At 60.9% G+C, this 12,443-nt stretch carries 9 protein-coding genes; 2 read left to right on the plus strand and 7 right to left on the minus strand.

The window, feature by feature from the left end; translation table 11 throughout:
• Positions 1-123: 123 nt before the first annotated feature.
• Together ACYVG7_RS19110 and ACYVG7_RS19115 are read right to left on the minus strand one after the other, a co-directional pair.
• Positions 124-885 (minus strand): substrate-binding periplasmic protein, encoded by a 762-nt coding sequence (locus ACYVG7_RS19110; protein ID WP_460884691.1) that lies wholly within the window; start codon positions 883-885, stop codon positions 124-126.
• Between the two features lie 107 nt (positions 886-992).
• Positions 993-1,421 (minus strand): Lrp/AsnC family transcriptional regulator, encoded by a 429-nt coding sequence (locus ACYVG7_RS19115; protein WP_460884692.1) that lies wholly within the window; start codon positions 1,419-1,421, stop codon positions 993-995.
• Between the two features lie 152 nt (positions 1,422-1,573).
• Here ACYVG7_RS19115 and yjeH point away from each other — a divergent pair, with 152 nt between their 5' ends.
• Together yjeH and ACYVG7_RS19125 are read left to right on the plus strand one after the other, a co-directional pair.
• Positions 1,574-2,848 carry an L-methionine/branched-chain amino acid transporter gene (yjeH, locus tag ACYVG7_RS19120; protein ID WP_460884693.1) on the plus strand — a complete coding sequence of 425 codons (1,275 nt, stop codon included), beginning with the start codon at positions 1,574-1,576 and terminating at the stop codon, positions 2,846-2,848.
• A 72-nt stretch (positions 2,849-2,920) separates the two neighbouring features.
• Entirely contained in the window at positions 2,921-3,112 is a 192-nt protein-coding gene (locus tag ACYVG7_RS19125) for a hypothetical protein (RefSeq protein WP_460884694.1), read from the plus strand.
• A gap of 100 nt (positions 3,113-3,212) precedes the next feature.
• Here the strand turns inward: ACYVG7_RS19125 and ACYVG7_RS19130 are convergent, their stop codons facing one another.
• The 5 genes from ACYVG7_RS19130 to ACYVG7_RS19150 form a co-directional block, all read right to left on the minus strand.
• Positions 3,213-4,256, minus strand: coding sequence for a GMP reductase (locus ACYVG7_RS19130; protein WP_460884695.1), 1,044 nt, complete (start codon positions 4,254-4,256; stop codon positions 3,213-3,215).
• A gap of 177 nt (positions 4,257-4,433) precedes the next feature.
• Positions 4,434-5,210, minus strand: a complete 777-nt coding sequence (locus ACYVG7_RS19135) for a DUF2135 domain-containing protein (protein ID WP_460884696.1) — start codon at positions 5,208-5,210, stop codon at positions 4,434-4,436.
• Positions 5,207-6,964 (minus strand): DUF2300 domain-containing protein, encoded by a 1,758-nt coding sequence (locus ACYVG7_RS19140; RefSeq protein ID WP_460884697.1) that lies wholly within the window; start codon positions 6,962-6,964, stop codon positions 5,207-5,209. The genes ACYVG7_RS19135 and ACYVG7_RS19140 overlap by 4 nt, the downstream gene beginning before the upstream one ends.
• A gap of 3 nt (positions 6,965-6,967) precedes the next feature.
• On the minus strand, positions 6,968-11,788 hold the full coding sequence (locus tag ACYVG7_RS19145; RefSeq protein WP_460884698.1) for an alpha-2-macroglobulin family protein: 4,821 nt from the start codon (positions 11,786-11,788) through the stop codon (positions 6,968-6,970).
• Positions 11,789-11,796: 8 nt separating this feature from the next.
• Positions 11,797-12,432 carry a DUF1175 domain-containing protein gene (locus tag ACYVG7_RS19150; protein ID WP_460884699.1) on the minus strand — a complete coding sequence of 212 codons (636 nt, stop codon included), beginning with the start codon at positions 12,430-12,432 and terminating at the stop codon, positions 11,797-11,799.
• Positions 12,433-12,443: the final 11 nt, after the last annotated feature.

A 12,443-nucleotide genomic window follows, 5' to 3' on the forward strand; every position in this document is an offset into this window, starting at 1 on the left:
GTTGGCTCGGAGGTGGCGTCCGTGCCGCCAACGGTCTGCTTTTCGTCCAGACTCCATCCCTCTCGATTTACGACAGGTAACTGGGATAGGGCCTTTTTATCCTCGGGTGTGGCCGCGGCTGGGTTAGCGCGATCCTGCGGTGGAGTCGGGGCCTATGTAGCGTTGAATGATCTGGTCAATGACCTGTTCCTGCTCCATCTGCAGCAGAGCCGCGTCCAATTGCTGCGTCAGTTGGTCATCGCTGCTGTGCAGTTTCAGGGCCACGGGGGCCGTGCTCAACTTCAGCCCTTGCTGATAATGATGAGCTCGCTGGGGATTTAGTTGCACCAGATGGTTGAACAGCACGTCGTCCATCACAATGGCATCCAGACGGTGGCGTTGCAGCAGTTTGAGCAGTGTCTCTTCATCGGCATATTCATGTTTGCGCAATTGACCGGAGACAAACAGCGGCTCCAGCTTGGGATAGGCATACCCCAGGATCAGGCCAATATCCAGATCCTTGAGTTCATCGACACGCTGAGCCTTGATCCCATGATCACGGGCAAAGTAGAGATACTCACGGATTTCCATATAGCGCCGAGTAAAGCGGATCGACGTCGGTGTCGGTTGCGGATTCCACTGCGGCGAGTCGGCGATGTTGATATCCAGTTGCCCGGTATCGAATAACTGATTCAGCCGTTTGGCCGGATAGAGTTCGAGTTGGAGTTGGTTCTGGGTTCGTTGAGCCAATTCCCGAGCAATATCTACCGCAATACCCTGGAGTTGGTGCTGCTCGTCGTAAAACGCGAACGGTCGCCACGGCGCCGTGCCGGCACTCAACGTCTCGGCGTGTGCGAGCCCCGAGCTTAACAGGCATATCCAGATCCAGGACTGTAACAGCTTCATCGGGGCTTACTCCGCATGAGGAGAGGGTTCGGGTCTGCGCTGAGCCCGCCAGGGGGATGCTTGCAAGTATAATCCAGCCTGGAGCAACCGTATGGCGCAGGACCTTCCTAGAATTTGCGGTTAATCAGCTCACTGAGCACCATATGGGTTTTGACCATGGTGATATTCGGCAGGTTTTCTATCTCGCGGCGCAAGGATTCCAGCCGCGCCATGTCCGCCACTTCGACATAGACCAGCATATCGGTCTGACCACTGATGCTGTGACACAACTGTACTTCCGGCAGCAGCCGTAACTGTTCGGCATATTGCTCACAACGCGCCACCTGGTAAAACAGCTCGAAATAGGCGCGGATCGGCGGTTGCTGCGCTGTGCCGAGCCGGGCGTGATAGCCGCTAATGATATGCTGCTCTTCGAGCCGTTTCAGGCGCTCGGTCACGGCGGAGCGGGAGAGGCTGACCTCCCGCGCCAACTGGCTGATGCTCATGCGCCCATCATCCTGCAGCAGGGCCATGATCTTCTGATCGTACTTATCCAACAACCACACTCCTGGGTCTAAGCCTGCCGCGCTGCGCGCTCACTATGACGGCCAAAACCGTCACTTTGACCGTCATCGCCGCCAATTTGCGCCGTTACAGGGCAAGCTGGCGGCGTTAACATAGCAGAAAGTAAGGTTAACGGACTATGGATATGCCGAGATTAAAGAAGGAGTTAGGGTTGTGGCAGGGAATTGGCTTGCTGGCCACCTCATTGCTGGGAACGGGGATTTTCGTGGTACCGGCCACCTCGGCGGCACTGGCGGGCCCGTCCTCGGTGTGGATCTGGCTGCTGCTGATCGCGCTGGTGCTGCCGATTGCCTTTACCTTCGCCCGTCTCGGACGCCGCTACCCCCATGCCGGAGGCGCCCCCCACCTGATTGGCCTGGCCTTTGGTCCGGGGGCCGAACGCTTCTCGGCATTTCTGTTTTTGGCGGTGTTGCCGGTTGGCTTGCCGGCGGCGCTGAATATGGCGGCCGGTTTCTGGCATGCGCTGTTTGCGATGAACGATTGGAGTCTGTGGGCGGTGCAGTTGCTGACCCTGTGCGGCGTGTTGCTGCTCGGTCTGCGCGGCGCGGGTTCGTCCGGCAGTTTGCAGTTGCTGATTGCGGGGGCCATCGTCGTCATGACGGGGCTGATTTGGTGGCTGGGAGATTTAAGTTGGCACGATGGCCTGCAGCAGTTACCCCAGCTGGCGGGCTTGCCGGCACTGGGCAGCGCCATGGCGGTGATGTTCTGGTGTTTTGTCGGGCTGGAGGCTTTCGCCCATATGGGGGAGGAGTTTCGCAATCCGCGGCGGGATTACCCGCTGGCGCTGCTGTGCGGTGTGCTGCTGGCCGGGGCCATCTACTGGGCCAACTCGGTGGCGGTGGTGAAGTTCGGTCTCTATGGCGATGAGGCCACCAATGGCAGTGCCATTCCCATGTTGCTGGCGCAACTGCTGGGCCCCTCGGCTAAATGGCTGGCGGCGATCCTGGGCTATCTCTCCTGTTTTGCCAGCATCAACATCTACCTGCAGGGTTTTGCCCGACTGATCTGGAGTCTGGCCGACGAGGGCAAGTTACCGCGCCCCCTGGCGCGCCTCTCCTCCCGCGGCACGCCGGTGCGCGCTTTGCTGTGCATCTTGCTGGTGTGCGTGCTGGCGACCGGGGGGACCCGGGTCTGGCATCTGCCGCTGGATCAGCTGATCCGCTACGCCAACGGCAACTTCATTCTGGTCTACCTGTTGTGTATGGCGGCCGGATGGCGACTGTTGCCGGCCACCGGACGGCTGCTGGCGGCGATCAGTTGCCTGCTGTGCGGCCTGGTGTTGCTGGCCCTGGCCGAACAGGCGCTCTACGCCCTGCTGCTTGCCGCCGGCTACGCCCTGTGGCGCTACGCCCCCGCACTCCAACGCCGCTGGCGCTCGCAGCAACCATCTGTGGAATAGAGGCAGAGTGTGATTGAGCGCTAAACTTAGCGCCGGGCCAGCCGATACAGGGGATGGACAGGAGGTGTCACTATGAGTGTTTCAGCGCCAAGTGGTAATGTCAGCCATGAACTGTTGGCGGCCGTAATGGCCAATCGCCAGCAAAAAGCTCAGGGGCAGGCTGCGTTGGAGTTGGTGCAGGAGGTTGCCCAAACAGCACCGTCTGCGACTCCGGCAAAATCTGCATCCGGGTCGATTGGCAGCAATATTGACATCCATGTCTGAACCTAGGTTCAGGTTGTGTGTCTGTCATCGAGGGAGGCCTGGGGCCTCCCTTTTTTTGCATCTATGGTTTGCTTTGCGTCGGCCGTTTGCGTGGGGATCGCTACTCTTTGCCGTAGACGTTGTTTTCCTGCTCCCGCACCCGGATAAAGGTGGTGCGTTTGGTCAGCTCCTTGAGGGTCGCCGCGCCGACATAGGTACAGGTCGAGCGCACGCCACCCAGGATATCCCGCACCGTGGCATCGACCGGACCACGGAATGGCAGCTCCACGGTTTTACCTTCCGAGGCGCGATATTCGGCCACACCACCGGCATGTTTGCCCATGGCGGATGCCGAGCTCATGCCGTAAAACTGCATGAAGCGACGACCATCCCGCTCGATGAGGGTGCCACCACTCTCATCATGGGCTGCCAGCATGCCGCCGAGCATGACAAAGTCAGCACCGCCGCCGAAGGCTTTGGCCACATCACCCGGGCAGGCACAACCGCCATCGCCGACGATTTGACCGCCCAGACCATGGGCCGCATCAGCGCATTCGATAATGGCCGACAGCTGCGGGTAACCCACCCCGGTCTTGACCCGGGTAGTGCACACCGAGCCTGGGCCTATGCCGACCTTGATCAGATCGGCGCCGGAGAGGATCAACTCTTCGACCATCTCGCCGGTCACCACGTTGCCCGCACAAATCACATGCCCAGGAAAGGTATCACGCATCTTTTTCACGAAATCGACGAAGTGCTCGGCATAGCCATTGGCCACATCGACGCAGATGAAACGCAGCTGCGGGGAGAGGGCGAGTATGGTCTTGACCTTCTCGTAGTCACTAGGTGAGGTACCGGTCGAGACCATGACATGGCGCAGTACGGTTTCATCTTGCCGGGCAACAAACTCTTGCCACTCGTTGATGCTGTAGTGTTTATGGATGGCGGTCATCATCTCGAAACCGGCCAGGGCGCGGGCCATGGCAAAGGTACCGACGGTATCCATATTGGCGGCGATAATCGGCACGCCGCTCCATTGGCACTGGGCGTGACGGAACGTGAATTCCCGCTCCAATTTTACTTGAGAACGACTATTCAGAGTGGAGCGCTTGGGCCGAAACAGCACATCCTTAAAGCCGAGTTTCAAGTCTTCTTCGATACGCATAATGGTGATCCTTTTCTAAGCCGCAGCGTTTGCGGGCACAAAAAAACCGGAGGTTGTTGAGGCCCCCGGTTTTCAGCATTCTAGTCAGAATATCTTTTTGCGCAAGACTGATAATTCAGTCATTTTCTCCGTATGCTCGAGAGTTATACCCGTAGCATTCTGAGGGCTTTGGCCGGTTCAGGGCAGGACAAAGTGCTTGACCAGCGTCAGCTCACCCGCCTTGCGTAACGGAATGCGAAAACTCTGCTGCTGCTCGTTGGCTTCACCCTCATCGGTGACCACACTGACCTGGGCCGTGGTCAGACTGGATTCATCCTCGCCACTTCCATAGTAGTTGACGTAGACCAGATAGGTGCCCGGTTGCGGTGCCGCCGAGGAGAAGATCTCCGGTCCATAGCCGGTGGTCACATCCACATCCAGCGCGCCGCCGTTATCCAACACCCGATTGCCGTAGAAGACGTGCTCGCCATCCGGGGTGACCACGTGCAAGTCCAGATCGGTATTGTCGGTATCCCACGCCAGCAAGATGCGCAACTTGGGGTGCACCTGACCGCTCTGGGTATCATAAAACTGCACCCGCTTGCTGGCCTTGCCATCCGGGCTGCGGAGTTCCACGCTGTTGCTGCCGGCGGCAAACGAATAGGAGCGGGCAAAGCTGCCATCCGCTTCGACCCGTTGCGGCATGGCGATGCCATTGACCACCAGCGTATAGGGAGCCTTGGCATCCTTGGGGCGATCGTTGATCTGGCCGCGGATCAGACTCTCTTTGCCCTGATCCAGCGGTGCCGAGACCGAGTTGGCCGGATAGTGCACCTCTTGCAGGTAGTGGTCAGGCTCGGCGACTCCCGCCCGCCAACCACCGGTCGGGTTGGCCAGCTCTATGGTTTCCGCGGCATCCAGTGCCAGCGGTAGCGTGGTCAGCAGGAGCAACAGGGCTCGCGTGGATGGAATCATGGTTCACCTCTTACCAGGCGTCGCGCCAGGTCCTCAATATAGGCCTCATCCTCACCGAGCGGGTGATGGGCAAAGGCCAGATGCAAATATTCGTGGGTGAGCGCGATGCGCCCATCCAGTGATGGATTGGGGCGGACAAAAATTCGCCGTGCCTGCTTGTCGGCATAGGGACGGCCCTGCCGCAGCAAGCAAATGCCCACCGGCTGGGGCGGGGCTTCAAAACCGGGTTCGTCTTGCAGTCGGCTGCGCCAGCGGGGCGTCTGATGCTGGAGCCAGCTCTGGGCCTCCACCAGGGGTTGGCAGTCGCTGGTGCCGCTATCTTGGCTCAGCTGCAGGGTGGCGGCTGGATAGGCGCGCGCCAGGATCTGCACAAAATCCAGACCGGCCTGTTCGTCGGCCACCGCCTGCTGCCAGCTCATCCGGTTCGGCTTGGCGGTGTGACTATGATATTGCACCTCGATGCCTTGCAGCTGCAGATCCTCGGTGGTGCGCGCTGCAGCGATAGCTGCGGCTGTAGGAGCATGGGGGGAGACGCGCTGAAAACGCGAGCTATCGTCCAGTTGCAGACAATCCCCCTGATGGCGGGCTTGTTGATGCAGATAACTGCGGGCGGCGACGGCCAGCGCCCGGCTGGCCTGGGGATAGTGAGTATCCCCTTCGCGGTCTATGACTCGCGCCACATAATCGGCTTCACTGAATCGCCCCTGGATCTCGGGGTTTTGTCCCGTCGCCTGCTCTAGCCAGAAGGCTCCGGGCTCGGCTTGCCAACTTAGCTGCTGACCATTCTGGAAGTGCAGAGTGAACAGGCCTTGCAAGGCGCCGGGCTGCGCGTCCTGGCCGGCGGCATCCAGCACTCGGGCCAGCGGATAGCGGGCAAAATAACGCACCCGCACGCAGCTGCCGATCGAAGTACTGCGGACGGCAGGGTTGAGGACGGTAAGTGCCGGTTGCTGCAGCAGTATGTCGGCCATCCGGGGCGCCAGTCGTTGAATCACCTGGGGGCTGCTGCCCAAGCCTGAAAACCATAACGGGGTGCCGTTGTCGCTCCAACCTGCGCCACCGCCTAGCGTTCCCCAGGTCGTCGTGGGCAGGGTGAAGGTCTTGGCCCGCACCAGCATGCCGAGCGCGCCCACACCGCCCTTGCCGCGCCCCTGCAACATGATAGCGCCGAGAGTGGTGCGAGTTTGTGCCTGCACCCGATCCGGGATCAGCGCCAGCGCGTGCAACAGCGAACGAACGGAAACGGATTGCGCTTCGTTCAATTGCGTCAGGTCTCTGAGCCAACTCGGGGCCTGACGGCTTTGCCAGTAGTCGCGCCAGGTGTCGGCCTGGAGCCCCAAGCGTTGCGGCGCAAAGTAGAGACCACAGGAGCGGATCAGTGCCTGCTCCCGGTTGATGCTCTCGCCGGGATCGCAACAATAGCTCTCCTGCTGCGGCTGGCGCCCCTCACAGCGCAAGGGCTGCTCGGGCTGGGCGGTAGCGAGCAGATAACTGTAGACAAACAGCTTCCAGATACTGCCCAGCGGCGTATGCAAACGGTCATCCAGAGCCTGCGCTCCGGCAGTGGTATCCAACTGCCATACCCGGGATTCGTCGCCTCCCAACGCCAGACGATCCGGCCAGCTCTCTTGTGCGTTGCCGCTGCTCTCTTGCCCGTCGCTGCTGCGCTCTTGCTCATCGCCGAGGCTCTGGGCCCACAGCGGCGGGCTCAGAAGCAGAGTGGCGACAAGCAGCAACAGGCCGGGGGCGCGCATGGATTACTCCACTCGCCACTGCACAGGCTTGCCGGCATCGGTCAGGGCTTTGTTTGCCGGCTGATACATGGAGAAGTAGCGGCTGGCGGGCAAGTTAAAGCGACCGCGTTCGGCAAAGCGCAGCAGTTGCCGGACTGTGAGTGGCGCGTTGAGCTCGGGGACTGGCACCCGGTAGGAGAGGGATCCAGCCTCAAACTGGGCACGACTGAAACTCACCGGCGTCTGGTTGCCATCGAGCCCGGCGATCTGGATGCCCCAGGTCGAGGGTTCGACATCGGCCCCTGGCGGCAGGGCAACTTCCAGCATGCCGTAGCGGTAGTGGTCATTCTCCTTGGGCGTCAGTATCACTTCATCCACATACAGAGCGTTACTCTGCAGCGTCTCATCCGGCGCCAGGGCCACCGCGGTAAAGCCGGTGCCATCGCTCAACGGATCCAGTCGATAGAGGGTGCGCTGCAGCTCTATCGGCAAGCTCGCTGCTTGTTGTTCACCACTTTCATAGCGCACCAGCAGCTGAGTGCCGGCGGCAGGCTGGCCCTGGAAGCTGAGGTGTCTCGGCAGACCCTGACCTTGCCATTGCCATTCCGTAGCGCCACTGGGCAGGCGTCGCGCCAGCCAGGGGCCATCGAGCGTGACCGAGGGGGCCGCGCTCGGCGTGGCCGTCAACCGGGATTGCAGCAGGCTCAACAGCAGGGCGCGCTCCAGCGTCGGGCTTTGCGGGGTAACGCGGGCCAGCAGTGAGTCCAGCTCGCTAGCGGAGAGCGCTGCAGCCGCTTTACCGTGGCGCAGCAGTTGCAGCAGCGGATCCGGGCTGGCCAGGATCCAGGGTTGCCAGGCTTTGACTCGGGAGGCCAGAGGTGCGGGCAACGGGGTGCTGCGCTGCTGATGCAGTTGTTGATTCAGCAGCAGCGCCAGGGCGAGCCCGGTATCGCTGTCGGGTTGGCTCATGATGACGCCATCCTGACTCCAGCTGGTCAGCTGGGATGCAGTAGCTGTGCTGCTGCCTATTCCGGTATCAGCGCTGGTGTCGGGCTTGGCTATCATCGCCGCCGTTGCTGCCGAGACGGCTGTAGGCTGTGCGCTGGAGACGTTTGCTGCCTGCGCCGTTTTAGTCTGCGCCGCATCGGTCGGCTGACTGGCCGACGGGGTTGATGCGACGGACTCTTGGGTCGCAGCGGCTGCCGAGGTTGACTCAGGGAGCTGTGGTGCTGGGATCTGCGGCGCCGGGTGTTGCTGGAGTTGGGCCAGCAGAGCCTCGTCGACGCCCTGTTGCAGGGTATCAACGGGCAGTCCCATCTGCGCCATCCACCACAACGCCAATTGCCGATGCAGTACCGGCTCCTGGGCGGCCTTTTGCTGATAGATGGCCAGCAGGGCATCCCCTTGACCGGCGGGGAGTGTCAGCCCCATCGCCTGGGTGGTGAACCAGTCGGCGAAGTAGGCATAACTACTGAGCAGAGTCGTGCCCTGGGTCTGATCGCCCCACCAGCCGAAGCTACCGTCCATGTTTGCCATCTGGATCAGGCGGACTCTGTGGGTGAGCAGCGCGCTGCGCAGCTGATCCCGCAGCGCGGCTTCATCGGTCAAGCGATAGGCGATGGCCAGCGGGATCAGGCGGCTGGCGGTCTGCTCCAGGCAGCCATAGGGATAGGTGATCAGATCATCCAGCACCCGACGCAGGGCGCCATCTCCGGCCGATTGCAGGCTCAGACGCAGATCGACGGCATCCTCAGGTAGCGTCAACGGCAGCTTGGGTTGCCAGCCAAGCTGTTGCTGTTGCGGTGCCGGCCACGCCAGAGGGCGGACGCTCAGAGTGGTCTGCAGGGTATCCACCGGCTGTTTCTGGATACTTAGCTGGCTGTTCAGGGTGCTGCTTTGCACCCCTTGGAGCGGGAACAACAGGTAATTGGCTCCAGGTGCCAGGGTCGTGGGTTGGCTCTGCGGCTCGCTGCCGCCGCTGAGTGTGACCTCGGCAGAAGTTGCTTCGGCTTGGTTGTTGAAGGCCACCAGTTCGACGCTCGGTTCATCCCCCTGCCGGAATTGGGTCGGCCCGGTCCACTTGAGATAGAACGGCAGTTCGGAGCGCACATAATCCTGCGTCTGTCCCACCACACCCTGCGGGGTGACGGCGCGCACCGTGACGCGCCAGCGACTCAGGGAGTCGGGCATGATAAAGCTCAGGTGGGCCTTGCCGTTGGCGTCGGTCTGGACATTCGGTGCCCACAGCGCCGTGTCTTTGTCCTCGCGGCGGGGCCGCTCCAGCACCTTGACGCCGCGTTCGTTGAAGCGACGCTCACCGCTGGCCTTGCCTTCATAGGGCAACGACATGTCATAGGTGATGAAGTTGAGGCTGGAGGTGGTGCGCACATTGTTGCGGCGCGGGTGGTAGAAAAAGTCGTGAATATCCGGCGCCAGCTCAGGTTGCAGCAGGTAGACCATCTCGTCTACCACGCTCACCACCAGCTGGGCGGCGGCCGGTTGACCCGCCACCTGGCTGTCCAGATCCAGCTCTACTCGTTCGCCGGGGCGATAGCTCGGCTTGTCGCTGTGGATCTGCAACTCGACCTTGGGCTGGGCAACCAGTAACCCGGCGTTGCGGAACCAGTATTCTCCCTGCTTGGCGTACAGCACAGAAAAGGTGACATTCGGCGCCAATGTTTCGGTGACCGGAATGCTGACCTGCCATTGCCGGTCGGTGATGGCTTTGGCACTGAACCAGCTGCCGCCGCGGGTGAGCAGGGCGTGCAGCTCGATCTTGTCGCGCTCCAGGGTCAGCAAGGCTTCGGTGACCGCCTCCGGGAAGGTGATCAGCGCTTGCGCCGTATCACCGGCCTGATAGCGCTGCTGGTCAAAGCGCACTTCGATGACCCCGGGAGCCGCCTTCAAGCCGTCACCGGATACCCAGTGGTTGGTGGCGGCTAGTAGATTGCCGGCACCATCGCGCAGGTTGAGGGTATAGGAGCCGGATTCGGTAAATGGCAGATCCAGGCTGTTGCTGCCCGCGGTCAGCACTCCCTGTTGGCGATTTCTATCTTCCAGGCGGATCAGCTCATAGCTGACCGGTGCTGATGCGGGATCGGGCGACACGGCAGCAGTAGCGACCGGCTGCCAATCAAAGCTGACTGAATCGCCCGGTTGACTGAACTGGCTGCTCGCCTCCAACCGGTACGGCGTTGCGCCTCGCTCGATCAGGATCTCGCGGGTACTCTTCACCCGCCAGGCGGCCGCATCATTGGCCAGCAGGGTCAGAATATAGCGGCTGGGCTCTTTGGCGGCAGGCAGTTCCAGCGCCACGTTCCCCTCGCTATCACTCTTGAGTTCTTGCTGCTGCAGTTTGACCGGGAATTGACCGGCATACTGCAACTCGCCTTCCAGCATATTCAATTGCTGAGCGCGCAGACTCAGGCTGACGGCGGCATTGGCGACCGGATCGCCGTTGGGATAGCGCAACTGGATGTGGCCCTTGATGGCTTCTCCGGTCTTGTGGCTCTTATCGTCAAACTGCAGCTGGATATCAAAATGGGGTTTGACGTATTCGGCGACCCGGAAAGCGGCGGCGTAGCGATCCGCACCCAGGGTCATGCGGATTTCATAACCACCGGGTTGCGCTTCTTGCTGCAGGGTGAAAGCCAAATCGGCGCCTTGACGGGCTTGCCAGGGCGTCTGCTGTTGCAACAGGCTCATGCCGGAGGGATCCAGGATCTCGACTCCTAAGCTGCCATCGGCCACCGATTCTGAATCGCGGGCATTAGTGAAATGGCGGGCGATAAATTTCATATTGACCTGATCCCCGGGTCGATACAGGGGGCGATCGGTCACGGCGTAGAGCTTGGTATTGTAGATTTCGCTGTCGTAGTAAAAGTTCTCGGCAATGGTCAGGCCGCCTTCTGCGTCCTGGGCCAGCAGATAGCTATGCTCCGGGCTGACGTGATCAAACAGACCGACCCCCTGGGCATCGCTGGTCTGGCTTTGCAAGATGCCGGTGCCGTCACTCCAGGTCAGCTGGCTACCGGGCATGGGCGCGCCGCTGTGGCGATTGACGCTCCAGGCGAGTAACTGGTGGCCGGCATTTTTCGTCACCAGAATGCTGTTGGAAACAAACAGCAATGTGGTGGCACGGTGCGAGCCGATCATGGCTTCCACCAGATATAACCCCGGCTTTTGTTTGCCGAGCGGTATCATCACATTGCCAGGTTTAGGGGCAATAAATTCGCTGCTGCTGCCCTCGAGTTTGACGCCCTTGGGCGGCTCTATGCCCTTGGCTTGCCACAGCGGATAACGAAATTGTTCCAGCAGCGGCAGGCCCGGGATCGGTACGAACTGCTGCGGGTTCTCGTAGCGGGTCGGCTTGTCGATGTTGGCACTGGTGCTGAATTCGGGCGCGATCCCGGTCGCAATCAGACGGCTGTCGGCCGACAGCAGCCGTTGCCAGGAGCGGCGACTGCTCTTGTACCAGGAGTCCCAGAGATAACTCAAGGTGTTGGCTGCCCCTTCACCGCGGTAGTGGGCCTGTACCTTGACTCGGTGCAAGTTGCCCTGTTTTTTCAGGAACGCCAGGGGTTCCGGGATCCGGTAGAGCCGGACATCGGCGCCGCCATATTGCTCCAGATAATATTGCTCGCGGGCATTGGCTTCGAGCCGCACCAGGGCCTGCTCATCGCTGCCATAACTGGTATCGCTCAACAGATAGAAGGTCGATCCCTGCAACGGGCTGTAATCACTCCCGGGTATGGGCTGGAGCGTACTGGCACTCTGCGCCAGTTGCTCGCGCTGCTCATCCGGCGTGGGGTTGCTCTCGTCAGCCTGGGCGAGCGTCGTGTTCAACAGACCGGCTAGGGCGATAAGAAGCCCAGACGATAGAATCCGATAAAATTTGGGTTGTTGCCAATGGGTTGCCACCGGGTGTCCTTCCATTGAATAAGCTGTTGAACCGTTACCGCACGCAAACCATTGTCGCGCGGCGTGACCGTACCTGTGTGATAGGCAATGTATTGCCCCATCCAGACCATCAGGTGTTGTTCATCCCCTTGATCAAAGAACAGCAGATCGCCGGGTTGGGCCTGATTGATCTCTTTACCGACAAATTGGCTATTGCCCTGGATCAGCGCCAATGCCGTGACAAACGCCTTGTTCTGGCCGTCGATATCCCGCCAGTTGAAACGCAAATTCTGCTGCTCCGGACTCAGCTCCAGGGGCGGGGGTAGGCCCTGAGGTGTCAGTCCGTTGGCGCGCAGCCATTTTTCATCATGTTCTGCCAATGCCTCGGCTGCGGCATAGCGAATGAGCCCGGCACAATCCCGATGCACCCAGCGCGGGGAGGGGCGTCGCACCTGCTCATCGACGATGCGGGTAAACCAGGCACGAAAATATTGGGACTGCCGGGCATCCAGTTGGCCGGGGAGGGGTTCGTTTGCCAGTCCCTCCAGCGCGGACACAGAGCCCTGCATCAACATCAGGCTCAGTAGCAACCCCCTCCAGA

The sequence above is a fragment of the Pseudaeromonas pectinilytica genome, from assembly GCF_054780855.1.

What these genes read in the sequence shown, in the direction of transcription:
- ACYVG7_RS19110 (WP_460884691.1), bottom strand. Translation starts at nt 885, where the DNA reads ATGAAGCTGTTACAGTCCTGGATCTGGATATGCCTGTTAAGCTCGGGG.
- yjeH (WP_460884693.1), top strand. Translation starts at nt 1,574, where the DNA reads ATGCCGAGATTAAAGAAGGAGTTAGGGTTGTGGCAGGGAATTGGCTTG.
- ACYVG7_RS19125 (WP_460884694.1), top strand. Translation starts at nt 2,921, where the DNA reads ATGAGTGTTTCAGCGCCAAGTGGTAATGTCAGCCATGAACTGTTGGCG.
- ACYVG7_RS19130 (WP_460884695.1), bottom strand. Translation starts at nt 4,256, where the DNA reads ATGCGTATCGAAGAAGACTTGAAACTCGGCTTTAAGGATGTGCTGTTT.
- ACYVG7_RS19135 (WP_460884696.1), bottom strand. Translation starts at nt 5,210, where the DNA reads ATGATTCCATCCACGCGAGCCCTGTTGCTCCTGCTGACCACGCTACCG.
- ACYVG7_RS19140 (WP_460884697.1), bottom strand. Translation starts at nt 6,964, where the DNA reads ATGCGCGCCCCCGGCCTGTTGCTGCTTGTCGCCACTCTGCTTCTGAGC.